This window comes from Pseudomonas sp. M1 (assembly GCF_022760135.1).
In the GTDB taxonomy this organism is placed as follows: domain Bacteria; phylum Pseudomonadota; class Gammaproteobacteria; order Pseudomonadales; family Pseudomonadaceae; genus Pseudomonas; species Pseudomonas citronellolis.
This window is the reverse complement of sequence record NZ_CP094343.1, coordinates 6,748,277-6,771,060: the sequence shown is the minus strand read 5'-3', so window position 1 is coordinate 6,771,060 and position 22,784 is coordinate 6,748,277. Positions and strand designations below refer to the sequence as shown.

Annotated in this window: 21 protein-coding genes; 11 read left to right on the top strand and 10 right to left on the bottom strand. The window is 68.0% G+C overall.

The window, feature by feature from the left end; genetic code table 11:
• Positions 1-34 precede the first annotated feature (34 nt).
• The 7 genes from PM1_RS30095 to zur form a co-directional block, all read right to left on the bottom strand.
• On the bottom strand, positions 35-817 hold the full coding sequence (locus tag PM1_RS30095; RefSeq protein ID WP_009614542.1) for a MetQ/NlpA family ABC transporter substrate-binding protein: 783 nt from the start codon (positions 815-817) through the stop codon (positions 35-37).
• Between the two features lie 45 nt (positions 818-862).
• Positions 863-1,528 carry a methionine ABC transporter permease gene (locus PM1_RS30090; RefSeq protein ID WP_009614544.1) on the bottom strand — a complete coding sequence of 222 codons (666 nt, stop codon included), beginning with the start codon at positions 1,526-1,528 and terminating at the stop codon, positions 863-865.
• Positions 1,525-2,535 (bottom strand): methionine ABC transporter ATP-binding protein, encoded by a 1,011-nt coding sequence (locus PM1_RS30085; RefSeq protein ID WP_024128848.1) that lies wholly within the window; start codon positions 2,533-2,535, stop codon positions 1,525-1,527. Before PM1_RS30085 ends, PM1_RS30090 begins: the two co-directional genes overlap by 4 nt.
• A gap of 178 nt (positions 2,536-2,713) precedes the next feature.
• Positions 2,714-3,088: a hypothetical protein gene (locus PM1_RS30080; protein WP_009614548.1), complete on the bottom strand. Its 375-nt coding sequence runs from the start codon at positions 3,086-3,088 to the stop codon at positions 2,714-2,716.
• A gap of 37 nt (positions 3,089-3,125) precedes the next feature.
• A complete protein-coding gene (znuB, locus tag PM1_RS30075) occupies positions 3,126-3,914 on the bottom strand; it encodes a zinc ABC transporter permease subunit ZnuB (protein WP_009614550.1) in 789 nt (262 codons plus the stop codon).
• Positions 3,907-4,716 carry a zinc ABC transporter ATP-binding protein ZnuC gene (znuC, locus tag PM1_RS30070; RefSeq protein WP_009614551.1) on the bottom strand — a complete coding sequence of 270 codons (810 nt, stop codon included), beginning with the start codon at positions 4,714-4,716 and terminating at the stop codon, positions 3,907-3,909. Before znuC ends, znuB begins: the two co-directional genes overlap by 8 nt.
• Positions 4,716-5,222, bottom strand: coding sequence for a zinc uptake transcriptional repressor Zur (gene zur, locus PM1_RS30065; RefSeq protein WP_009614552.1), 507 nt, complete (start codon positions 5,220-5,222; stop codon positions 4,716-4,718). Before zur ends, znuC begins: the two co-directional genes overlap by 1 nt.
• A gap of 71 nt (positions 5,223-5,293) precedes the next feature.
• On the opposite strand from zur, the gene PM1_RS30060 reads away from it, so the two are divergent.
• The 3 genes from PM1_RS30060 (at position 5,294) to PM1_RS30050 (ending at position 9,617) form a co-directional block, all read left to right on the top strand.
• A complete protein-coding gene (locus PM1_RS30060; protein ID WP_009614553.1) occupies positions 5,294-6,214 on the top strand; it encodes a zinc ABC transporter substrate-binding protein ZnuA in 921 nt (306 codons plus the stop codon).
• Between the two features lie 551 nt (positions 6,215-6,765).
• The gene (locus PM1_RS30055; RefSeq protein WP_009614554.1) at positions 6,766-8,913 is read left to right on the top strand and encodes an adenosylcobalamin-dependent ribonucleoside-diphosphate reductase; all 2,148 of its coding nucleotides are present in this window, start codon (positions 6,766-6,768) and stop codon (positions 8,911-8,913) included.
• A 17-nt stretch (positions 8,914-8,930) separates the two neighbouring features.
• On the top strand, positions 8,931-9,617 hold the full coding sequence (locus tag PM1_RS30050) for a TSCPD domain-containing protein (RefSeq protein WP_009614556.1): 687 nt from the start codon (positions 8,931-8,933) through the stop codon (positions 9,615-9,617).
• Between the two features lie 539 nt (positions 9,618-10,156).
• On the opposite strand, the gene PM1_RS30045 is transcribed toward PM1_RS30050, so the two are convergent.
• Both PM1_RS30045 and PM1_RS30040 read right to left on the bottom strand, forming a co-directional pair.
• Positions 10,157-11,107 carry a homoserine kinase gene (locus tag PM1_RS30045; protein ID WP_009614558.1) on the bottom strand — a complete coding sequence of 317 codons (951 nt, stop codon included), beginning with the start codon at positions 11,105-11,107 and terminating at the stop codon, positions 10,157-10,159.
• A 34-nt stretch (positions 11,108-11,141) separates the two neighbouring features.
• A complete protein-coding gene (locus tag PM1_RS30040; protein WP_009614560.1) occupies positions 11,142-11,432 on the bottom strand; it encodes a DUF2782 domain-containing protein in 291 nt (96 codons plus the stop codon).
• 74 nt (positions 11,433-11,506) lie between these two features.
• Between PM1_RS30040 and polA the strand changes: the two genes are divergently transcribed.
• Positions 11,507-14,245 (top strand): DNA polymerase I, encoded by a 2,739-nt coding sequence (gene polA, locus PM1_RS30035; RefSeq protein WP_009614561.1) that lies wholly within the window; start codon positions 11,507-11,509, stop codon positions 14,243-14,245.
• 303 nt (positions 14,246-14,548) lie between these two features.
• Here polA and yihA read toward each other — a convergent pair whose 3' ends face one another.
• A complete protein-coding gene (yihA, locus tag PM1_RS30030; RefSeq protein WP_009614562.1) occupies positions 14,549-15,208 on the bottom strand; it encodes a ribosome biogenesis GTP-binding protein YihA/YsxC in 660 nt (219 codons plus the stop codon).
• 188 nt (positions 15,209-15,396) lie between these two features.
• On the opposite strand from yihA, the gene PM1_RS30025 reads away from it, so the two are divergent.
• From PM1_RS30025 to glmS, 7 genes are all read left to right on the top strand, one after another.
• A complete protein-coding gene (locus PM1_RS30025; protein ID WP_009614563.1) occupies positions 15,397-15,687 on the top strand; it encodes a c-type cytochrome in 291 nt (96 codons plus the stop codon).
• Between the two features lie 44 nt (positions 15,688-15,731).
• Positions 15,732-16,340 carry a c-type cytochrome gene (locus PM1_RS30020; RefSeq protein WP_009614564.1) on the top strand — a complete coding sequence of 203 codons (609 nt, stop codon included), beginning with the start codon at positions 15,732-15,734 and terminating at the stop codon, positions 16,338-16,340.
• A 154-nt stretch (positions 16,341-16,494) separates the two neighbouring features.
• Positions 16,495-17,136: a thiol:disulfide interchange protein DsbA gene (dsbA, locus tag PM1_RS30015; protein WP_009614565.1), complete on the top strand. Its 642-nt coding sequence runs from the start codon at positions 16,495-16,497 to the stop codon at positions 17,134-17,136.
• 11 nt (positions 17,137-17,147) lie between these two features.
• Entirely contained in the window at positions 17,148-18,011 is an 864-nt protein-coding gene (locus tag PM1_RS30010; protein WP_009614566.1) for an endonuclease/exonuclease/phosphatase family protein, read from the top strand.
• Entirely contained in the window at positions 18,008-19,906 is a 1,899-nt protein-coding gene (locus PM1_RS30005) for a GGDEF domain-containing protein (protein WP_009614567.1), read from the top strand. Before PM1_RS30010 ends, PM1_RS30005 begins: the two co-directional genes overlap by 4 nt.
• A 248-nt stretch (positions 19,907-20,154) precedes the next feature.
• Positions 20,155-20,925, top strand: coding sequence for a DeoR/GlpR family DNA-binding transcription regulator (locus PM1_RS30000; RefSeq protein WP_009614568.1), 771 nt, complete (start codon positions 20,155-20,157; stop codon positions 20,923-20,925).
• Between the two features lie 12 nt (positions 20,926-20,937).
• Positions 20,938-22,773: a glutamine--fructose-6-phosphate transaminase (isomerizing) gene (gene glmS / locus PM1_RS29995; RefSeq protein WP_009614570.1), complete on the top strand. Its 1,836-nt coding sequence runs from the start codon at positions 20,938-20,940 to the stop codon at positions 22,771-22,773.
• The last annotated feature ends 11 nt before the right edge of the window (positions 22,774-22,784 follow it).

Genomic DNA, 22,784 nt, shown 5'->3' with positions numbered 1-22,784 from the left:
CGGGGCGCGGCTTCTTCAAAGGTGCGGTCGGCGATCAGAAGGCCGGAACCACGGCACCCTTGTATTTCTCCAGGATGAACTGCTTCACCTCGGGGCTGTGCAGGGCGGCGGCCAGTTTCTGCATGGCGTCGCTGTCCTTGTTGTCCGGGCGGGCTACCAGGATGTTCACGTAGGGCGAGTCGGAACCCTCGATGGCCAGGGCGTCCTTGGTCGGGTTCAGCTTGGCTTCCAGGGCGTAGTTGGTGTTGATCAGCGCCAGGTCGACCTGGCCCAGCACGCGCGGCAGGGTCGCGGCTTCCAGTTCACGCACCTTGATGTTCTTCGGGTTGTCGGTGATGTCCTTCGGGGTGGCGGTGATGCTCTTCTCGTCCTTGAGCTTGATCAGGCCGGTCTTGGCCAGCAGCAGCAGGGCGCGGCCGCCGTTGGTGGCGTCGTTGGGGATCACCACGGTGGCGCCGGAGGGCAGCTCGTCGAGCTTCTTGTACTTGCTGGAGTAGGCGCCCAGCGGCTCGATGTGCACGCCGGTGACGGCCACCAGGTTGGTGCCCTTGGACTTGTTGAACTCGTCCAGGTACGGCTGGTGCTGGAAGAAGTTGGCGTCCAGGCGCTTCTCGGCGACCTGGGTGTTGGGCTGCACGTAGTCGGTGAATTCCTTGACCTTCAGCTCCACCCCTTCCTTGGCCAGGATGGGTTTGACGAAGTTGAGGATTTCCGCGTGCGGCACCGGGGTGGCGGCCACGCTGAGGGTTTCGGCCGCGTTGGCGCCGGTGATCGACAGCGCCGCGGTGGCGGCGAAGGCGGCAAGCAGTTTCTTCATGGATCGCTCCTTTTGGGATTTTCCTGTGGCCCGCGGGCCTTGTGGTTATTTGCGCGAGAAGTGGACCACCAGCTTGTCGCCGACGGTCTGCAGAATCTGCACCAGCACCAGCAGCATGATCACGGTGACCACCATGACGTCGGTCTGGAAGCGCTGGTAGCCGAAGCGGATGGCCAGGTCGCCGAGGCCGCCGGCGCCGACCACGCCGGCCATCGCGGTGTAGGACACCAGGGTGATGGCGGTGACGGTGATGGCGGCGATGATGCCCGGGCGGGCCTCCGGCAGCAGGGCGTTGCAGATGATCTGGCGGGTGCTGGCGCCCATCGCCTGGGTGGCCTCGATGATGCCCTTGTCAACCTCGCGCAGGGCGGTTTCCACCAGGCGCGCGAAGAACGGCGTGGCGCCCACCACCAGCGGCGGGATGGCCCCGGCGACGCCCAGCGAGGTGCCGGTGATCAGCACGGTGAAGGGGATCATCACGATCAGCAGGATGATGAACGGCAGCGAGCGCAGCACGTTGACCACGAAGGAAAGCAGGGCGTAGACCGCGCGGTTCTGGAACAGCTGCCTGGGCCCGGTGAGGAACAGCAGCACGCCCAGCGGCAGGCCGAGGATGACGGTGAACAGCAGCGAGCCGCCGAGCATCCAGAAGGTGTCGATGCTGGCCTGGAGGATTTCCGACCAGTCGATATTTATAAAGAAGTCGTTCATGCGCGCAGCACCTCCACATGCACCTCGGCCGCATTCAGCTGGGCCATGGCCGCCTCCATGTCACCGCCCACCAGGGCCAGGGTCAGTTGGCCGTAGGGCTGGTCCTTGATGCGGTCGATACGCCCGGCGAGGATGCTGTAGTCCACCCCGGTCTGCCGCGCCACGGTGCCCAGCAGCGGGGCGTAGGTGGCCTCGCCGCGGAAGGTCAGGCGCAGGATGCGCCCGGGCACGTGGGCGAAGTCGTCGTGCTGCTCGTTCTCGTCGACGCGCTCGGCCTCGAAGACGAAGCGCCGGGTGGTCTCGTGCTGCGGGTGGAGGAAGACGTCGGCCACCTCGCCCTGTTCGACGATGCTGCCGGCGTCCATCACCGCCACGCGGTCGCAGACGCGGCGGATCACGTCCATCTCGTGGGTGATGAGCACGATGGTCAGCTTCAGCTCGCGGTTGATCTCCGCCAGCAGCTGCAGGACCTGGCCGGTGGTCTGCGGGTCCAGCGCGCTGGTGGCCTCGTCGCAGAGCAGCAGCTTGGGCCCGCAGGCCAGGGCGCGGGCGATGCCGACGCGCTGCTTCTGGCCGCCGGAGAGTTGCGCCGGGTACTTGCGGGCGTGGTCCTGCAGGCCCACGCGCTCGAGCAGTTCGTCCACCCGCGCGGCGATCTGCGCGGCGCTGAAGCTGCCGGCCAGCTTCATCGGCATGGCGATGTTCTCGGCCACGGTCTTGGAGGCCAGCAGGTTGAAGTGCTGGAAGATCATCCCGACGCGCTGGCGGAAGCGCCGCAGGCCGTCGGCGTCGAGGGCGGTGACGTCCTCGCCGTCGATGACGATGCGCCCGCCGCTGGGCTCTTCCAGGCGGTTGATCAGGCGCAGCAGGGTGCTCTTGCCGGCGCCGGAGTGGCCGATCAGGCCGAACACCTGGCCGGCGCCGATGCTCAGGCGCGTCGGCTGCAGGGCCGGGATGTCGCGGCCGGCGACGCGGTAGGTCTTGTGGACGTCGTGGAATTCGATCACGTGGCGAACCTTGTGGGTACGGCGAAGTGTGGGAATGGCGCGCTCTGCCGGGGTGTCCTGGCAAACGAGCGTAGGCGCTCGGCAAAAACCGCGCATTTTACCCTGCTTTCCTATAGCCGATTAATCCTTGTTCGGATAAGGGCCGAGCGAAATGGAATAAGACGGGCGGACGCGGCTTTCAGGGCTCGCACTTGACCGGGGCGGCGGCCTTGGGCTGGCCGATGTCCTTGACGTCGGCGGCCAGCGCCGGGGCGCGCGGCATCAGCGAGCGGGCGCGGGCCAGGGCGTTGCTGGCGCCGTTGACGTCGCCAGCCTGCAGGGCCTCGCGGCTGCGTTGCAGGTAGGCGTCGGCCAGGCGCTGGCGGCGTTCGGCCAGCTGCGCGGCGTCCTCGTGCTCCTGGCCCAGCTGCAGTTGCGCGGCTTCCAGCTGGCCGGCGGCCAGGCGGGCCTCGAAGCCGGAGCCGCTCGGCGCCTGGCCGGGCAGGCTCTGGCACGCGCCCAGCAGCAGGGCGAGGGAGAGGACGGAAAGCAGACGGAGGGCAAGGGACTTCATGCCAGTCATTCTCGATTGATCAAAAAATCGACAAATTCTACACCGTCCGCCGCGGCAGGACAAAACTCAGCAGGAACAGCGCCGCGGCGCTGACCACGATGGACGGCCCGGCCGGGGTGTCCTTGAACCACGACAGCGCAAGCCCGGCGCACACCGCCACCAGGCCCACCAGGGTGGCGCCGAAGGCCATCTGCTCGGGGCTGCGGGCGTGGCGCTGGGCGGCGGCGGCGGGAATGATCAGCAGCGAGGTGATCAGCAGCACGCCGACGATCTTCATGGCCACGGCGATGACGATGGCGATCAGCAGCATCAGCGCCAGGCGGATGGCGGTGACCGGCAGGCCCTCGACCCGCGCCAGCTCCTCGTGCACGGTGATCGCCAGCAGCGGCCGCCACAGCCAGCAGATCAGCCCCAGCACCAGGGCGCTGCCGGCGACTATCCACATGAGGTCGGTCTGGCTCACCGCCAGCAGGTCGCCGAACAGGTAGGCCATCAGGTCCACCCGCACTTCCTTCATGAAGCTCAGGGTCACCAGGCCCAGCGACAGCGTGCTGTGGGCGAGGATGCCCAGCAGGGTGTCGGCGGCCAGCGGCTGGCGCTGCTGCAGGGTCACCAGCAGCACGGCCAGCAGCACGCAGCCGACGGTCACCGCGAGGGTTGGGCTGACGTCCAGCAGGAAGCCCAGGGCCACGCCGAGCAGCGCGGCGTGGGACAGGGTGTCGCCGAAATAGGCCATGCGCCGCCAGACCACGAAGGAGCCCAGGGGGCCGGCGACCAGCGCCAGGGACAGCCCGGCCAGCAGCGCGTAGAGAAGGAAATCAGCCATGGTTGCAGTCGGGGCCGTGCTTGTGGACCGGGGTCAGTTTGCTGTGGATCGCCAGGCCGGCGCCGCTCTGCGGCACCACTTCGCCGTGCAGGTCGTGGGCATGGTCGTGGTGGTGGTGGTAGACCGCCAGGCTGCGGGCGTCCTGGCCGAACAGCTCGACGAAGGCCGGGTCGCCGCTGACCTGCTCGGGGTGGCCGTGGCAGCACACGTGGCGGTTCAGGCAGACCACCTGGTCGGTGGTGCTCATCACCAGGTGCAGGTCGTGGGAGACCATCAGCACGCCGCAGCCCAGGCGGTCGCGCAGGCGGGTGATCAGGCGGTACAGCTCGGCCTGGCCGGCGACGTCGACGCCCTGCACGGGCTCGTCCAGCACCAGCAGCTGCGGCTTGCGCAGCAGCGCGCGGGCCAGCAACACGCGCTGCAGTTCGCCGCCGGAGACGGTCTGCAGCGGGCTGTCCAGCACCTGCGCGGCGCCCACTTCCTTGAGCGCGGCCAGGGCCTGCTCGCGGCCCACGCCCGGCACCAGGCGCAGGAAGCGCAGCACCGAGAGCGGCAGGGTCGGGTCGACGTGGAGCTTCTGCGGCATGTAGCCGATGGTCAGCTTCGGCTGGCGCCACACCGTGCCGCTGTCGGGCCTGAGCAGGCCGAGCACGCTGCGCACCAGGGTGGTCTTGCCGGCGCCGTTGGGGCCGATCAGGGTGACGATCTCGCCGGCGCCGATGCTCAGGCTGACGTTCTGCAGCACCGCCTGCCCGGCATAGCGCACGCCCACCCCTTCGAGGCGGACCAGGGGCTGGCTCATCAGGCCTCCCGCTGCTTGGGCGCGCAGGCGGCGCAGAGGCCGACCACTTCGACGGTCTGCGTCTCGACGCTGAAGCCGACGCCCTCGGCGCCGGCGACTATGGCCTGGCTGATGGCCGGCTGCTCCAGCTCGATGGCGGTGTGGCAGGCGCGGCAGATGAGGAACTGGCCCTCGTGGGCGTGCTCGGGGTTGTTGCAGCCGACGAAGGCGTTGAGCGAGGCGATGCGGTGCACCAGGCCGTTTTCCAGGAGGAAGTCCAGCGCCCGGTAGACGGTGGGCGGCGCGGCGCGGCGGCCGTCTTCCTCGCTGAGCACGGCGAGGATGTCGTAGGCGCCCAGCGGCCTGTGGCTCTGCCAGACCAGTTCCAGCACGCGCCGGCGCAGCTCGGTCAGGCGCACGCCCTGGCGCGCGCAGAGCGCGTCGGCCTCGGCCAGGGCGCCGGCCACGCAGGTGGCGTGGTCGTGCGGGCGGCAGGCCAGCGGGGTGTTGGGCATCAACTTGTACATTGCGGCGACGACGCTCGGGTACGGAGACGTTATTATATTACCCTTTACCTCCCTGCCCGTGTGAGTCCGCCGTGTCCCTGCGCCCATCCGCCCTGCTCCTCGCCTGTTGCACCCTGTTCCTGAGCCTTGGCGCCAGCGCCGAGGTCAAGGTGCTGACCAGCATCAAGCCGCTGCAACTGATCGCCGCCGCCGTCCAGGACGGCGAAGGCAGCCCCGACGTGCTGCTGCCGCCCGGCGCCTCGCCGCACAGCTACGCCCTGCGCCCCTCGGACGTGCGCCGCCTGCGCGAGGCCCAGCTGTTCTACTGGATCGGTCCGGACATGGAAGTGTTCCTCGACAAGCCGCTGCAGGCCCGCCAGGCGCCCAGCGTGGCGGTGCAGGAGCTGCCGGGCATGCACCTGCGCAAGTTCGTCAACTTCGAGAACATGAGCCACGCCGACTACGAGGACCACGACCACGATCACCGCCCCGGCACCGTGGATGCGCACCTCTGGCTGCTGCCGGCCAACGCCCAGGCCATCGCCGCGCGCATGGCCGAGGACCTGGCCATCGCCGACCCGCTCAACGCCGGGCGCTACCAGGCCAACCTCAAGGCCTTCGACGAGCGCATGGAACAGCTCGACGCACGCCTGAAGCAGCGCCTGGCGCCGCTGGTCGGCAAGCCCTACTTCGTCTTCCACGAAGCCTTCGACTACTTCGAGGAAGCCTACGGCCTGCGCCATGCGGGGGTCTTCGCCCTGTCCGCGGACGTGCAGCCGGGGGCGAAGCACGTCGCCGCGATGCGCGCGCAGCTGCAGAAGGCCGGGCCGTCGTGCATCTTCAGCGAACCGCCGCTCCGCCCGCGCCTGGCCGATACCCTCAGCGCCGGCCTGCCGGTGCAGCTGGCCGAGCTGGATGATCTGGGCGTGGCGGTCAAGGTCGACGCCAATGGCTACGAGAAGCTGCTGGGTAACCTGGCCGACGAGTTCGCCGGGTGCCTGGAGAAGCTCTGAGGCGGCGCTCTTGTAGGATGGGTTGAGCGAAGCGATACCCATCGGGCCATGCCATGGTGATGGGTATCGCAAGCTCAACCCATCCTACGGTCTTTGGTGGGGTGAGAGGGAATGGTGCCTGCCGGGGGGCCATGGTGCTGGGATGGGTACCGCTCCCTCTCCCCAGCCCTCTCCCTGAAGGGAGAGGGGGCTAGTTCGTGCCGAGAATAGAACAGGCATCAGCCTGAAAATTTCGGCGTTGCCGGCTAACTCCTATATCTCCGACTCTGCCCAACGGTCCCCTCTCCCTTCAGGGAGAGGGTTAGGGAGAGGGCGCTCTTGCGCTCATGGGCTCCTAGGCTCTTGCCCCCACCCCAACCCCCTCCCTCCCGCCCCCGCTCACCTACACTTTCCCCCTGCGTCCCATCGCCTCATAGGCAAATACCTCTTCCGGGTACTAGAGTCTCCGGCTGGACTAAATACACAATATGTAGTTTCGTGTATTTACTGGATAACTAGATATTGCGGTCTGCCCCAAGCCGGCCGCGCACCAACGGGAGGATCTTCAGCGGATGGCCAAGACCGATGCTCGCCCGCAGGGCACAGACCAGGCGGCACTCGAACTGCAGCCGGCGTCCCAGGACATCTGGGACAGCAAGTACCGGCTCAAGCAGAAGGACGGCACGCCCATCGACGCCAGCGTCGACGAGACCTGGCAGCGGGTGGCCCGCGCCCTGGCCGACGTCGAGCCGGACGCGGCGACCCGCGAGCACTGGTACGAACGCTTCCTCTGGGCCCTGCGCCATGGCGCCATCCCGGCCGGGCGGATCATCTCCAACGCCGGCGCCCAGGGGCACAAGCCGGCCACCTCGACCATCAACTGCACCGTCTCCGGGATCATCCACGACTCCATGGACGACATCCTGCAGAAGGTCCACGAGGCCGGCCTGACGCTCAAGGCCGGCTGCGGCATCGGCTACGAGTTCAGCACCCTGCGCCCGCGCGGCGCCTACGTCTCCGGCGCCGGCGCGCACACCAGCGGGCCGCTGTCGTTCATGGATATCTTCGACAAGATGTGCTTCACCGTCAGCTCCGCCGGCGGCCGCCGCGGCGCGCAGATGGGCACCTTTGACGTCGCCCACCCGGACGTGCGCGAGTTCATCCGCGCCAAGCGCGAGGACGGCCGGCTGCGCCAGTTCAACCTCAGCCTGCTGATCACCGACGACTTCATGCAGGCGGTGCAGGCCGACGCCGACTGGCCGCTGCTGTTCCCGGTGCACCACAAGGAGCGCGACGAGGTCGACCTGGACGACCCGGCCCAGGTGCTCTGGCGCGACTGGCCGATCCACGACGAATACCTGGTCGGCGAGGACGGCCGCGTCGCCTGCAAGGTCTACGGGCGCGTGAAGGCGCGGCACCTGTGGGACATGATCATGGTCTCCACCTACGACTATGCCGAGCCGGGCTTCATCCTCATCGACCGCGTCAACGAGCTGAACAACAACTGGTGGTGCGAGGCCATCCGCGCCACCAACCCCTGCGGCGAGCAGCCGCTGCCGCCCTATGGTTCCTGCCTGCTGGGCTCGGTGAACCTCACCGGCTTCGTCGTCGACCCCTTCGGCGAGGAGCCGCACTTCGACTGGGAGCGCTACCGCGAGGTGGTGCGGGTGTTCACCCGCATGCTCGACAACGTGGTGGAGGTCAACGGCCTGCCGCTGGCGCAGCAGCGTGAAGAAATCCTCGGCAAGCGCCGCCACGGCATGGGCTTCCTTGGCCTGGGCTCGACGCTGACCATGCTCAAGCTGCGCTACGGCAGCCCCGAGGCCTGCGTGTTCACCGAGGAAGTGGCGCGCGAAATGGCCCTGGTGGGCTGGGAAGTGGCCCTCGACCTGGCCCTGGAGAAAGGCCCGGCGCCGGTGCTGGCGCAGGACTACGAAGTGACCGCGGAAATGCTGCGCAAGCGCCCGGAAATGGCCGCCGACGGCCTGAAAGTGGGCGACCGGGTGCCCGGCCGCGTCCTCCACGCCAAGTATTCGCGCTACATGCAGCGCATCGCCGAGCACGCCCCGCAGCTGGTCGAGGCCCTGGCCCGCCACGGCGCGCGCTTCACCCACCACAGCTCCATCGCGCCCACCGGCACCATCAGCCTGAGCCTGGCCAACAACGCCTCCAACGGCATCGAGCCGAGCTTCGCCCATCACTACTCGCGCAACCTGATCCGCGCCGGGCGCAAGACCAAGGAGAAGATCTCGGTGTTCAGCTACGAGCTGCTGGCCTACCGCGCCAAGGTCGACGCCAAGGCCGTGCCCGACGCCGAGGACGGCAAGCACCGCCTGCCGGAGTACTTCGTCACCGCCGACGACATCACCCCGCAGCAGCACGTGGACATCCAGGCGGCGGCGCAGCGCTGGATCGACTCGTCGATCTCCAAGACCGCCAACGTGCCCACCGACTACCCCTTCGAGGACTTCAAGGACATCTACCTCTACGCCTGGCGCCAGGGCCTGAAGGGCTGCACCACCTTCCGCTTCAACCCGGCGGCCTTCCAGGGCGTGCTGGTCAAGGACTCGGACCTGGAGAAGACCCTCTACCGCTTCGAGCTGGAAGACGGCAGCACGGTGGAACTCAAGGGCAACGAGGAAGTGGAGTACGACGGCGAGACCCACACCGCCGCCAACCTGTTCGATGCCTTGAAAGAAGGCTACTACGGCAAGTTCTGAAGCCGCGGAGGAATCCCATGCCAGTGAAAATCAACCAGAAGATCCGCAGCTTCGAAGTGGTCGACGTCGCCGAGGAAAAGGCCCGCGCCGAGGCTGCCGCGGCGGCGGCCGTGGTGAAGATGGACGAAACCCTGCAGCGCCCGGAGATCCTGGTGGGCGCCACCTACAAGATCAAGTCGCCGCTGTTCGAGCACGCGCTCTACGTGACCATCAACGACATGGTGCTCAACCCCGACACGCCCTACGAGCAGCGCCGGCCCTTCGAGATCTTCATCAACTCGAAGAACATGGACCACTTCCAGTGGATAGTCGCCCTCACCCGCATCATGTCGGCAGTGTTCCGCAAGGGCGGCGATTGCACCTTCCTGGTGGAGGAAATGAAGGCGGTGTTCGACCCGCGCGGCGGCTATCTCAAGCGCGGCGGCATCTACATGCCCTCCATCGTCGCCGAGATAGGCGCGGTGGTGGAGCGCCACCTGGTAGCCATTGGCCTGATGCAGGGCCCGCAGATCGACGAGGAACAACGTCTGTACCTGGCGGAAAAACGCGCGGCCTACGAAGCGGCCCAGGGCACCAACAAGGCCGAACCCGGCGAAGGCTTCCCCGCCGGCGCCCAGCTGTGCGGCAAGTGCAGCACCATGGCGGTGGTGCAGATGGACGGCTGCGCGACCTGTCTGAATTGCGGGTATTCGAAATGTGGGTGAGCCGGAGTCTTTGCGAAGCATGCTTCGCCCGGCGAACGACCGGCCATGGATGGCCGGGCTGGGGTTGAACTTGAGCAGAGGAGTATCGACAGGGATGTCTGCTCAAGATCGGATCTTCACTCCGTACGAGCATGCGTCGCGCCGGCGAACGACCGGCCAAGGATGGTCGGGCCGGGGCTGAACTTGGGCAGCGGAGCAACGACAGGGATGTCTGCTCAAGATTGGATCTTCACTCCATAAGAGCATGCGTCGCACCAGTACACCCCTGTAGGAGCGAGCTTGCTCGCGAACCAAGCCCTGCAGAGAAGCCATTCGCGAGCAAGCTCGCTCCTACGAAAAGCCGTGCCATCCTGCAGAACCGTGGGGCGTCATCCCGCGATCGCGCGCAGGGCGCGCTCCTACAAGTGGGCATCGAGGCCCCTGGGACGCACGGACGTAGGAGCGGACTCCGTCCGCGATAGCGTATATACGCCGGCCCTGCCGGCGGAAATCGCGGATAAATCCGCTCCTACAAAAAATCGTACCGTCCGGCGGCGGCCCTACAACGCAAACGGCAAATGAATGTCCACCTTCTGCCGCTTCGCCAGGCGTCGCTCGAACTCGCCCGGGTCGTGGATCAGCACGTCCTGCCCGGCGAAGGCCTCGGCGGCGATCAGGCGCGACAGCCAGAAGCGCACGCAGGCCACGCGCAGCATTTCCGGCCATAGTTCGGCCTCCTGGGCGGTGAACGGCCGGCGGCTGGCGTAGGCGGCCAGCAGCGCGCGGGCGCGGGGGCCGTCGAGTTCGCCGTCTTCGTGGGAGCACCAGTCGTTCAGGGTGATCGCCAGGTCGTAGAGCATCCAGCCCGAACAGGCGTTGTAGAAGTCGATCACCCCGGCCAGGTGCGGGCCGTCGAACAGCACGTTGTCGCGGAACAGGTCGGCGTGCAGGTTGGCGCGCGGCAGCTCGGGCTGTTCGGCGAGCAGCCGGGCGATTTCCTCCAGGGCGTTTTCCAGCAGTTCGCGCGGGGCCGGGGCCAGGTGCGAGGCGAGGTTCTCGCCCTGGTGCAGCATCCAGCTCAGGCCGCGGTCGCTGGGCCGTTCGATGATGCACCCGCGGGTGGCCAGGTGCAGGCGCGCCAGCAGGGCGCCGACCTCGCCGCAATGGTGGGCGTTGGGCTGGCGCTCGTGGCGGCCGGGCAGGCGCGGCTGCAGCAGCGCCGGCTTGCCCTCCAGCTGGCGCAGGGCCTCGCCGGATTCGGTGCGCAGGGCGTAGGGCACCGGCAGGTCGGCCTCGTGGAGCACGTCGAGCAGTTCGACGAAGAACGGCAGGTCCTGCACCGGGCCGCGCTCGACCAGGGTCAGGACGAATTCGCCGCGCTCCAGGCTGACGAAGAAGTTGCTGTTCTCCGAGCCCTCGGGGATGCCGCGGAACTCGTGCAGGCGCCCCAGCCCGTAGGGTGCGAGGAAGCTTTCCAGGGTGGAACGCTCAAGAGGGGTGAATACCGACATGCTCAGGCCTCGTGAGCGCCATGGGGTTGAAGGTTTACCAGCTGAAGATCTGCCACTGCGGGATCAGCTTGTCCGGCTGGTCGGAACGGATGAAATTGCCATCGCTGCCGTCCTGGCGCACCAGGAAGTACGGCTTGCCATGCTTGGGCGTGACCTTGATGGCGTAGAGGAAGCCGTTGACCCGGTATTCCTGGATGGTCTTGTCGCCCTCCTGGCGGATGGTCACATCCGGTTCGGGCGTCGGCGCTTCCTCGTCCACCGCCATGGCGACCAGGGGGGAGACGGCCAGCAGGGCGGCGAGCAACCAGCGTTTGCGACTGCGCATGATAACCTTGTTCCTTTGTCGATTCGGCTGGGGTCATTCTAGCCCCTGGCCTCCGGAAAAGGTTGATTCCACTCATGAGTCAAGCACCCCTCGTCCTCGTGGACGGCTCTTCCTACCTGTACCGCGCCTTCCATGCCCTGCCGCCGCTGACCACCTCCACCGGCATGCCCACGGGCGCGGTGAAGGGGGTGCTGAACATGCTCAAGAGCCTGCGCAAGCAGTACCCGGACAGCCCCTTCGCGGTGGTCTTCGACGCCAAGGGCCCGACCTTCCGCGACGAGCTGTTCGCCGAGTACAAGTCGCACCGCCCGCCGATGCCGGACGAGCTGCGGGTGCAGATCGAGCCGCTGCACGCGGCGGTGCGCGCGCTGGGCCTGCCGCTGCTGTGCGTGGAAGGGGTGGAGGCCGACGACGTGATCGGCACCCTGGCCCGCAGCAGCGCCGCGGCGCAGCGCCCGGTGGTGATCTCCACCGGCGACAAGGACATGGCCCAATTGGTCGACGGGCACATTACGCTGGTCAACACCATGACCGGTAGCACGCTGGACGTGGATGGCGTTAAGGAGAAATTCGGCGTCGGTCCTGAGCTGATCATCGACTACCTGGCGCTGATGGGCGACAAGGTCGACAACATCCCCGGCGTGCCCGGGGTCGGCGAGAAGACCGCGCTGGGCCTGCTCACCGGCGTCGGCGGCGGCCTCGACGTGCTCTACGCCAGCCTGAACAAGGTGCCCGAGCTGCCGATCCGCGGCGCCAAGGGCCTGCCGGCCAAGCTCGAGGAAAACCGCGAGCAGGCCTACCTGTCCTACCAACTGGCCACCATCAAGACCGACGTCGCCCTGGACATCGAGCTGGACGCCCTGCACCCGGGCGAGCCGGACCGCGACGCGCTGATCGAGCTGTACCGCCAGCTGGAGTTCAAGAACTGGCTGGACGACCTGCTGCGCGAGGCCAAGGACGCCGGCGAAAGCCTCGCCGAGAGCGCCCCGGCCCAGGACTCGCGCTACGAAACGGTGCTGGAGCAGGCCGCCTTCGACGCCTGGTTGCAGAAGCTGCAAGCCGCCGAGCTGATCGCCTTCGACACCGAGACCACCAGCATCGACGCCCAGCAGGCGCAGGTGGTGGGCGTGTCCTTCGCCGTCGAGCCGGGCGAGGCCGCCTACGTGCCCCTGGCTCATAGCTACATGGGCGTGCCCCAGCAGCTGGACCGCGACGCCGTGCTCAAGGCCCTCAAGCCGCTGCTGGAAGACCCGAACAAGGCCAAGGTCGGCCAGCACGCCAAGTACGACATCAACGTCCTGGCCAACGCCAGCACGCCCATCGAGGTGCGCGGCGTGGCCTTCGACACCATGCTCGAATCCTACGTGCTCAACTCCACCGCCACCCGCCACGACATGGACAGCCTGGCGCTGAAGTACCTGGGCCACAGCACCATCCGCTTCGAGGACATCGCCGGCAAGGGCGCCAAGCAGCTGACCTTCGACCAGATCGCCCTGGAGCAGGCCGGCCCCTACGCCGCCGAGGACGCCGACGTGACCCTGCGTCTGCACCAGGCCCTGTGGGAGAAGCTGCAGGCCATCCCGTCGCTGGCCAAGGTCCTCACCGACATCGAGATGCCGCTGGTGCCGGTGCTGGCGCGCATCGAGCGCAACGGCGCGCTGGTCGACGCCAACCTCCTGGGGCTGCAAAGCCGCGAACTGGGAGAGAAAATGGTCGAACTGGAGCGCAAGTCCTTCGAACTGGCCGGCCAGGAGTTCAATCTCGGCTCGCCCAAGCAGCTCGGCGCCATCCTCTACGAGAAGCTCGGCCTGCCGGTGCTGGCCAAGACCGCCACCGGCCAGCCGTCCACCGCCGAGAACGTCCTCGCCGACCTGGCCGAGCAGGACTACGAGCTGCCCAAGGTGATCATGCAGTACCGCTCCCTGAGCAAGCTCAAGAGCACCTACACCGACAAGCTGCCGGAGCAGATCAACCCGCGCACCGGGCGCATCCACACCAGCTACCACCAGGCGGTGGCGGCCACCGGGCGGCTCTCCTCCACCGACCCGAACCTGCAGAACATCCCGATCCGCACCGCCGAAGGCCGGCGCATCCGCCAGGCCTTCGTCGCCCCCGCGGGCTGCCGGCTGCTGTCGGCCGACTACTCGCAGATCGAACTGCGCATCATGGCCCACCTGGCCCAGGACGAGGGCCTGCTGGACGCCTTCCGCCACGACCGCGACGTGCACCGCGCCACCGCCGCCGAGGTCTTCGGCCTGCCGCTGGAGGAGGTCACGCCCGAGCAGCGCCGCCGCGCCAAGGCCATCAACTTCGGGCTGATCTACGGCATGAGCGCCTTCGGCCTGGCCAAGCAGATCGGCGTCGAGCGCAAGGAGGCCCAGGCCTACATCGACCGCTACTTCGCCCGCTACCCCGGGGTGCTGGCCTACATGGAGCGCACCCGCGCCCAGGCCGCCGAGCAGGGCTACGTCGAGACGCTCTACGGCCGCCGCCTGTACCTGCCGGAAATCGGCTCGAAGAACGCCGCCATGCGCAAGGCCGCCGAGCGCACCGCGATCAACGCGCCCATGCAGGGCACCGCGGCGGACATCATGAAGCTCGCCATGGTCGCCGTGGACGACTGGCTGCAGGCCAGCGGCATCGACGCCCGGGTCATCCTCCAGGTACACGACGAACTGGTGCTGGAAGTGCGCGAGGACCTGGTCGAGGAGGTGGCGGCGAAACTGCGCGACCTGATGGGCAAGGCGGCGGAGCTGGCGGTACCGCTCATCGTCGAAACCGGCAGCGGTTCGAACTGGGACGAAGCCCACTGACGAACGGTCGCAGGGCCCGGGTGACGGGCTCTGCGGGGCGTCTCAGGAAACCCTGAAAAGGGCCTCGGGAAAATTTTTTCAGCCACCACTGAACTTTCCCGCTGCAGCCCGGGTCAGAACTCGTGAATGGCTGGAGAAGCCCTTCGATGCTCCTTTGCAGTGTTTAGTGTTGGCAGAATCCTGGACCCCGCCCTAGCGGTCCGGACTTAAACCCCGAACTTCCCCCTCCCCATACGAAGCTCGGGGTTTTTTTTGCCCGCGAAAAAGTGCCGGCGGCCAGCCGGCACCCTCTACGCCAGGCCTTCAGGCCTGTTCGGCCTCCTCCCCGTTCTCTTCCAGCAGGCCCAGCCAGGCCGCCAGGACCTGTTGCGCCTCCTCCACTCCCTCGCGCTTGGGCGCCGAGAACAACTGCACGCTGGCGACGTCGCCCCAGCCCTGCTGGATTTCGCGGCGCACCTTGAGCAGCGCGTTTTTCGCCGCGCCGAAGGCCAGCTTGTCGGCCTTGGTCAGCAGCACGTGGATCGGCAGCCGGCTGGCCTGGGCCCAGTCGAGCATCAGGCGGTCGAATTCGGTCAGCGGGTGGCGGATGTCCATCATCAGCACCACCCCGGCCAGCGACTCGCGGCTGCTCAGGTAGGCTTCCAGGTGCTGCTGCCAGTGCAGCTTCAGCGGGATCGGCACCTTGGCGTAGCCGTAGCCGGGCAGGTCGACCAGGCGGCGCTCGTCGTCCAGGCGGAAGAAGTTCAGCAACTGGGTGCGCCCGGGGGTTTTCGAGGTGCGCGCCAGATTGGCATGGGTGAGTGCATTTAGCGCGCTAGACTTACCAGCGTTGGAACGGCCGGCGAAGGCGACTTCGCGGCCGCTGTCTTCCGGGCACTGCTCGACCTTGGCCGCGCTGATGAGGAAGGTTGCCTGCTGGCAAAGGCTGAGGATGGGGTTCTTGGCAGGGCTCTTGGGGGGCATGGGGGGCTTCCGCGGCGGGGTGCGACTCGGTGTCGCGGGGGCCGGTCTCGTTTTCGAACAGGCAGGCGAAGTATATAATGCCGCGGATTTTGTGTGCGCTTTATCCCCCAGGGTCGGGCGCCACGGGAACGCGATAATCAACCGGCCGTGCAATAGAACGCGGACGTTCCCTCCCGATGAGGACGATCATGAAGAAACTGCTGTTCGCAGCCGTAGCCGCCGCGATGGCTACCAGCGTGCAGGCCGCCCAGGACCCGGAAGCGGTATTCAACCGGGCCTGCGGTGCCTGTCATGCTGGCCAGTTGCCGATGGCCCCGAAGAAGGGCGACGCCGCAGCCTGGAAACCGCGCCTGGACAAAGGCATGGATACGCTGGTGCAGCACGTCACCAACGGTTTCAACGCCATGCCCCCGCGTGGCCTGTGCACCGACTGCAACACCGAGGACTACAAGGCAATCATCCAGTGGATGTCCAAGTAACCCGGGCTTTTCTCTTTCACCTATTAGCCGTAATGGATTAGCTGATGAACAAAATAATCGTGAGTCTGCTCTTGACCCTGGGACTGACCGCCATGGCCCACGCCGAAGTCGGCGATGCCAAGGCCGGCCAGGCGAAGGCCGCCGTGTGCGGCGCCTGCCATGGTGCCGATGGCAACAGCATGGCGCCGAACTTCCCGAAACTGGCGGGCCAGGGCGACAAATACCTGCTCAAGCAGATGCATGACATCAAGGACGGCAAGCGCACCGTTCTGGAGATGACCGGCCTGCTGACCAACCTCAGCGACCAGGACCTGGCCGACATCGCCGCCTACTTCTCCAGCCAGAAGATGAGCGTCGGCGCCGCCGATCCCAAGCTGGTCTCCGCCGGCGAGGCCCTGTACCGCGGCGGCAAGCTCGCCGAGGGCATGCCCGCCTGCACCGGCTGCCACTCGCCCGACGGCGTGGGCAACGAGCCGGCCGCCTTCCCGCACCTGGGTGGCCAGCACGCAGCCTACGTGGCCAAGCAGCTGACCGCCTTCCGCGAAGGCGAGCGCACCAACGACGGCGACAGCATGATCATGCGCAGCATCGCCGCCAAGCTGTCCAACAAGGACATCGCCGCCGTCTCCAGCTACATCGAAGGCCTGCACTGAGGCCTTTGCCCCGCGGCACGGCTTGAAAAAAAAGGGTGGCTTCGGCCACCCTTTTTCGTATCCGCCGCCACTACAATGCCTGGAACCGCCGCCGGCCTCCCCAGTCCAATCACCGCCGCGCCGCGGCGCCCCCGATCCAGCCAAGGAGTGAACCATGCGTAACCTGATTTTCACCGCCGTACTGGCCTTCGCCGGCCTGTTCGGTCTCAGCGCGCAAGCCGCCGAGTTCGAATCCGGCAAGCAGTACACCGAGCTGAGCACCCCTGTTCCGGTGTCCCAGCCCGGCAAGATCGAGGTGGTGGAGCTGTTCTGGTACGGCTGCCCGCATTGCTACGCCTTCGAACCGACCATCAACCCGTGGATCGGGAAACTGCCGGCCGACGTGCACTTCGTCCGCATCCCGGCCATGTTCGGCGGCATCTGGAACGTCCACGGCCAGCTGTTCCTGACCCTGGAAGCCATGGGCGTGGAGCACAAGGTGCACACCGCCGTGTTCGAGGCCATCCACAAGGAAGGCAAGAAACTGGCCACCCCCGAAGAGATGGCCGACTTCCTCGCCCCGCTGGGCGTGGACAAGGACAAGTTCCTCAGCACCTTCGACTCGTTCGCCATCAAGGGCCAGATCGAGAAGGACAAGAAACTGGCCATGGCCTACCAGATCAGCGGCGTACCGACCATGGTGGTCAACGGCAAGTATCGCTTCGACATCGGCTCGGCCGGTGGCCCGGAGAAGGCCCTGGAGCTGGCCGACTTCCTGATCGCCAAGGAACGCGACGCCGCCAAGGCCGCCCAGTGAGGTAACCCGCCATGCTGAGCAGGCTCCGCCAGCAGCGGGTGGTCGCATCCCGCCCCGCGCAGGTCAATCCGCAGGCCGCGGAATCCGGCTATCCCGCCGATGGCCGCCTGCGCCTGCTCAGCTTCAACATCCAGGTGGGCATCAGCACCGAACGCTACCGCCACTACCTGACCCGCGGCTGGCAGCACCTGCTGCCCGCCGCCGGGCGCGCCGGCAACCTGCAGCGCATCGGCGACCTGCTGTCCGGCTACGACCTGGTGGCCCTGCAGGAGGCCGACGGCGGCAGCCTGCGCTCCGGCTACGTCAACCAGGTCGAGCACCTGGCCCAGCTCGGCGCCTTCCCCTACTGGTACCAGCAGCTCAACCGCAACCTCGGGCGCATCGCCCAGCACAGCAACGGCCTGCTCAGCCGCCTGCGCCCGACCCTGCTGGAAGACCACCCGCTCCCCGGCCCGCCCGGCCGCGGGGCGATCCTCATGCGCTTCGGCGAGGGCGACAACGCCCTGGCCGTGGTGATGATGCACCTGGCCCTGGGCCCGCGCACCCGCACCCGCCAGCTCGCCTACATCCGCGAGCTGCTGCAGAACTACCGCCACCAGGTGCTGATGGGCGACATGAACACCCACGCCAGCGACCTGCTGGAGACTTCGCCGCTGCGCGATCTCGGGCTGATCGCCCCGCAGGTTCAGGCGACCTTTCCCAGCTGGCGCCCGCAGCGCTGCCTGGACCACATCCTGCTCAGCCCCGGGCTGACCCTGGAGCGGGTCAGCGTGCTGCCGGAGCCGATCTCCGACCACCTGCCGGTGTCCGTGGAGATCCGCCTGCCCGACGGCTGCCGGCAAGACTCCGCGCTTTCTCTCAAGGACGCTCGATGAGCCGCGACGACAACCAGCGCTGGAAGGAAAAGTACCTCGCCAACATCGACCAGCAGGAGCGCCTGGAGCGCCGCTGGGAGGTGCGCGTCGACCTGCTGCGCCGCGGCCTGGTGCGCAGCAGCCTGGCTGCCGAGGGCAGCGACAAGGCGGTCGACCAGTGCATGCAGGAACTGCGCGAACTGCTGCGCCGCAACGATATTGACGCGGGCCTGGCGCGGCTGATCCCGCGCCTGGAAAAGACCGTGCTGGACTCCGAGCAGCGCCGCCAGCAGCGCATCCGCCAGAACATCACGGCGCTGCAGCAGATCGCCCAGCAGCTGCTGAACCTCGACCTGCCGCGGGACGTGCGCCTGCCGCTGAAACTGTTCGCCCGCGACCTGGAGGCGCGCGCCAGCCAGTCCCGCGAGCTGCCGGTGCTGCTCGGCGAGCTGGGCAACCTGCAGCGGCGCGTGCTGGAACAGCTTTCCGACGCCGAGGCGCCGCGCCCCGGCCTGCTGCAGCGCCTGTTCGGCGGTCGCGAAGACGGCGAGGACGGCCCCGCCCAGCCCGCGCCCGCCAGCAACGGCGCGCCGGCCAGCGAGACGCCGGCGGCGCCGGCCAGGGCCGAGGCCGCCGTGCTCGCCGAGGCTGGCGTAGCCGTCGCGGACGAAGAACCCCCGGCCATCCCGCAGCAGGCCGCCGCCGTGGCGGTGCAAGCCGATCCCGAACCGCTGCCGTCACCCGCGCCGTCCGCCGCCCTGCTGGACAGCCTGCCGCTGCCCGCCGACCTCATCCCCAGCGCGCCGCGCCCGGTGCTGCTGGACGGCGAGGGCGAGCAGCACTACGCCCTGCCGCCGATGCCCGAGCCCGGCTACAGCGCGGTGGCGCCGCACATCGAGGCCAGCCTGCTGAACCTGCTCGACCAGCTGCAGCTGCCGGCCACCTACCGCCCACAGGCCCAGGCTCTGCGCGAGCGCATCAACGGCAGCCTGAACTGGTACGAACTGGTGCCGGTGCTGGACGACCTGGCGGTGCTGGTGCTGGCCCTCAACGACAGCGGCCAGGCCGCCTTCGAAGGCTACCTGCACCAGCTCAACGACCGCCTGAGCACCTTCCTCGACAGCCTCGGCGCGGTGCAGCAGGGCCAGGACGCCGTGTCCGACAGCGCGCGGCGCCTGGACGATGAACTGCGCGACCAGGTCAGCGGCCTGCAGAACAGTGTGCAGCAGGCCACCGACCTGGACAGCCTCCGGCGCTCGGTGGATGAGCGCCTGGAAGGCCTGCTCGGCAGCATCGAGCGGCACCGCCAGGAACGCGAGGCCCGCGAGCGCGAGGCCGGGGAGCGCCTGCAGGCGCTGGTGGCGCGGGTTTCCTCGATGGAGGAAGAGGCGCGCAGCTTCCAGGCCAGCATCGAGGACCAGCGGCAGAAGGCCCTGACCGACCCCCTCACCGGCCTGCCCAACCGCGCCGCCCTGAGCGAGCGCCTGGAACTGGAAGTGGCGCGGGTGCAGCGCTTCGGCGGCGAACTGCTGCTGGCGGTGCTGGACGTCGACCACTTCAAGCGCATCAACGACGACTACGGCCACCTGGCCGGCGACAAGGTGCTGAAGATCATCGCCGGCGAGCTGGCCAAGCGCCTGCGCAAGACCGACTTCATCGCCCGCTTCGGCGGCGAGGAATTCGTCGTGCTGCTGCCCTCCACGCCCCTGGACGGCGGGCAGCAACTGCTGGAAGCCCTGCGCACGTCGGTGGAACGCATCCCCTTCCACTTCAAGGGCGAACCGCTGGTCATCACCTGCTCCGCGGGCCTCACCCAGTTCCGCGCCGGCGAGCGCAACGAAGCGGCCTTCGAGCGCGCCGACCAGGCCCTGTACCGCGCCAAGCGCGGCGGCCGCAACCGCCTGGAGATGGGCTGAGGCGCTGCCCGTGGGCGCTCCTGCACCCGCCGGCAAACACAACCCCCGTAGGATGGCGTTGAGCGAAGCGATACCCATCGCCACGGCAGCATGGGTTTCGCAGGCTCAACCCATCCTACGAAAAGCGCCCCGGTGCGGTGGGCAGCCGCTCCTGCGTCGCCCCAACCTCCCATCACCCGAACTTGACGAATGAAAGCTCTTGGGTTTTGATTCGCACCTGTAACTTTCGAATCGAAACATAAGCCTTCATGTCGAAACGCAACACGCCCCAGCGCCGCCACGAGATCCTCGCCCTGCTCAACCAGCAGGGCGAGGTCAGCGTCGACGACCTCGCCCGGCGTTTCGCCACTTCCGAGGTGACCATCCGCAAGGACCTGGCCGCCCTGGAGAGCAACGGCCTGCTGCTGCGCCGCTACGGCGGCGCGGTGCCCATGCCGCAGGAACTGCTGGCCGAGCCGAGCCCGCCGCTGTCGCCCTACAAGCAGGCCATCGCCCGCGCCGCGGCGGCCTGCATCCGCGAGCACGCGCGGATCATCATCGACAGCGGCAGCACCACCGCCGCGCTGATCCCCGAGCTTGGGCACAAGCCCGGCCTGGTGGTGATGACCAACTCGCTGAACGTCGCCAACGCCCTGCGCGAGCTGGAGCGCGAGCCGGTGCTGCTGATGACCGGCGGCACCTGGGACCCGCACTCGGAGTCGTTCCAGGGCCAGGTGGCCGAGCAGGTGCTGCGCTCCTACGATTTCGACCAGCTGTTCATCGGCGCCGCCGGCCTCGACCCCGCGCGCGGCACCACCACCTTCAACGAACTGCTCGGGCTGAGCCGGGTGATGGCCGAGGTCGCCCGCGAGGTGATCGTCATGGCCGAGGCCGACAAGCTCGGGCGGCGCATGCCCAACCTGGAACTGCCGTGGAGCAGCATCCAGACCCTGATCACCGACGAGCGCCTCAGCGACGAGGCCTGTGCCCAGATCGAGGCGCGCGGCGTGAAAGTCATACGCGCGCGCTGCACGAACTAAGGAGAACGCCCCATGTGTGGAATCGTTGGCGCCATTGCCGAACGTAACGTCACCCCGATCCTGATCGAGGGCCTCAAGCGCCTCGAATACCGCGGCTACGACAGCGCCGGCCTGGCCCTGGTGGACGCCGCCGGCGAACTGCAGCGCCGCCGCCGCGTCGGCAAGGTGGCGAGCCTGGAGCAGGCCCTGGCCGAACAGCCGCTGGCCGGCCACCTGGGCATCGCCCACACCCGCTGGGCCACCCACGGCGCGCCCAGCGAGGCCAACGCCCACCCGCACTTCTCCCACGACCGCCTGGCGGTTGTGCACAACGGCATCATCGAGAACCACGAGGAGCTGCGCGAATACCTCAAGGGCGAGGGCTACGTGTTCAGCTCGCAGACCGACACCGAGGTCATCGTCCACCTGCTGCACCTGCGCCTGCGCGAGCTGGGCGACCTGACCACCGCGCTGAAAGCCACGGTCCGGGAACTGCACGGCGCCTACGGCCTGGCGGCGATCAGCCTGGACCAGCCGGACCGCATCGTCGCCGCCCGCAGCGGCAGCCCGCTGGTGGTCGGCCTGGGCCTGGGCGAGAACTTCCTCGCCTCCGACCAGTTGGCCCTGCGCCAGGTCACCGACCGCTTCATCTACCTGGAAGAAGGCGACATCGTCGAGCTGCGCCGCGACAGCGTGCAGCTGTGGGACGCCGAAGGCCGCCCGGTGAAGCGCGAGGCGGTGCAGTACCACGAGGGCGCCGAGGCCGCCGACAAGGGCGAGTACCGCCACTTCATGCTCAAGGAGATCCACGAGCAGCCCAAGGTGGTGCAGCGCACCCTGGAAGGCCGCCTGGGCTCCGGCCAGGTGCTGGTGGAGAGCTTCGGACCCAACGCCGCCGAGCTCTTCGCCAAGGTGCGCAACGTGCAGATCGTCGCCTGCGGCACCAGCTACCACGCCGGCCTGGTGGCGCGTTACTGGCTGGAAGAGCTGACCGGCATCCCCTGCCAGGTCGAGGTGGCCAGCGAGTTCCGCTACCGCAAGGTGGCGGTGCAGCCCGACGCCCTGTTCGTCACCATCTCGCAGTCCGGCGAGACCGCCGACACCCTGGCCGCGCTGCGCAACGCCAAGCAACTGGGCTTCCTCTCCAGCCTGGCGATCTGCAACGTCGCCACCAGCTCGCTGGTGCGCGAGTCGGACATGACCCTGCTGACCCTGGCCGGCCCGGAGATCGGCGTGGCCTCGACCAAGGCCTTCACCACCCAGCTGGTGGCCCTGCTGCTGCTGACCCTGGCCATCGGCCGGGTGCAGAACCGCCTGGGCGAGGGCGTCGAGGCCGAACTGGTGGAAGCCCTGCGCCGCTTGCCGACGCGCCTGGAAGAAGCCCTGGCGATGGACAAGGTGGTGGAGAAGGTCGGCGAGCTGTTCGCCGAGAAGCACCACACCCTGTTCCTCGGCCGCGGCGCCCAGTACCCGGTGGCCATGGAGGGCGCGCTGAAGCTCAAGGAAATCTCCTACATCCACGCCGAAGCCTACCCGGCCGGCGAGCTCAAGCACGGCCCGCTGGCCCTGGTGGATGCCGACATGCCAGTGGTCACGGTGGCGCCGAACAACGAGCTGCTGGAGAAGCTCAAGTCCAACCTGCAGGAAGTCCGCGCCCGCGGCGGCGAGCTGATCGTCTTCGCCGAGGCCAACAGCGGCCTGGGCAACGGCCCGGGCACCCACGTGGTGAGCATGCCGCCGATCCACGACTGCCTGGCGCCGATCCTCTACACCGTGCCGCTGCAGCTGCTGTCCTACCACGTGGCCGTGCTCAAGGGCACCGACGTCGACCAGCCGCGCAACCTGGCCAAGTCGGTTACGGTGGAATAAGCCGCGCGCCC

Excerpts from the sequence above, each read along its gene's own strand:
- PM1_RS30050 (WP_009614556.1), top strand. The coding sequence starts at position 8,931 with ATGCCAGTGAAAATCAACCAGAAGATCCGCAGCTTCGAAGTGGTCGAC.
- zur (WP_009614552.1), bottom strand. The coding sequence starts at position 5,222 with ATGTACAAGTTGATGCCCAACACCCCGCTGGCCTGCCGCCCGCACGAC.
- znuC (WP_009614551.1), bottom strand. The coding sequence starts at position 4,716 with ATGAGCCAGCCCCTGGTCCGCCTCGAAGGGGTGGGCGTGCGCTATGCC.
- PM1_RS30095 (WP_009614542.1), bottom strand. The coding sequence starts at position 817 with ATGAAGAAACTGCTTGCCGCCTTCGCCGCCACCGCGGCGCTGTCGATC.
- PM1_RS30045 (WP_009614558.1), bottom strand. The coding sequence starts at position 11,107 with ATGTCGGTATTCACCCCTCTTGAGCGTTCCACCCTGGAAAGCTTCCTC.
- polA (WP_009614561.1), top strand. The coding sequence starts at position 11,507 with ATGAGTCAAGCACCCCTCGTCCTCGTGGACGGCTCTTCCTACCTGTAC.
- PM1_RS30010 (WP_009614566.1), top strand. The coding sequence starts at position 17,148 with ATGCTGAGCAGGCTCCGCCAGCAGCGGGTGGTCGCATCCCGCCCCGCG.
- PM1_RS30020 (WP_009614564.1), top strand. The coding sequence starts at position 15,732 with ATGAACAAAATAATCGTGAGTCTGCTCTTGACCCTGGGACTGACCGCC.
- PM1_RS30025 (WP_009614563.1), top strand. The coding sequence starts at position 15,397 with ATGAAGAAACTGCTGTTCGCAGCCGTAGCCGCCGCGATGGCTACCAGC.
- PM1_RS30080 (WP_009614548.1), bottom strand. The coding sequence starts at position 3,088 with ATGAAGTCCCTTGCCCTCCGTCTGCTTTCCGTCCTCTCCCTCGCCCTG.
- PM1_RS30090 (WP_009614544.1), bottom strand. The coding sequence starts at position 1,528 with ATGAACGACTTCTTTATAAATATCGACTGGTCGGAAATCCTCCAGGCC.
- znuB (WP_009614550.1), bottom strand. The coding sequence starts at position 3,914 with ATGGCTGATTTCCTTCTCTACGCGCTGCTGGCCGGGCTGTCCCTGGCG.
- glmS (WP_009614570.1), top strand. The coding sequence starts at position 20,938 with ATGTGTGGAATCGTTGGCGCCATTGCCGAACGTAACGTCACCCCGATC.
- PM1_RS30000 (WP_009614568.1), top strand. The coding sequence starts at position 20,155 with ATGTCGAAACGCAACACGCCCCAGCGCCGCCACGAGATCCTCGCCCTG.
- PM1_RS30055 (WP_009614554.1), top strand. The coding sequence starts at position 6,766 with ATGGCCAAGACCGATGCTCGCCCGCAGGGCACAGACCAGGCGGCACTC.
- dsbA (WP_009614565.1), top strand. The coding sequence starts at position 16,495 with ATGCGTAACCTGATTTTCACCGCCGTACTGGCCTTCGCCGGCCTGTTC.
- PM1_RS30040 (WP_009614560.1), bottom strand. The coding sequence starts at position 11,432 with ATGCGCAGTCGCAAACGCTGGTTGCTCGCCGCCCTGCTGGCCGTCTCC.
- PM1_RS30005 (WP_009614567.1), top strand. The coding sequence starts at position 18,008 with ATGAGCCGCGACGACAACCAGCGCTGGAAGGAAAAGTACCTCGCCAAC.
- yihA (WP_009614562.1), bottom strand. The coding sequence starts at position 15,208 with ATGCCCCCCAAGAGCCCTGCCAAGAACCCCATCCTCAGCCTTTGCCAG.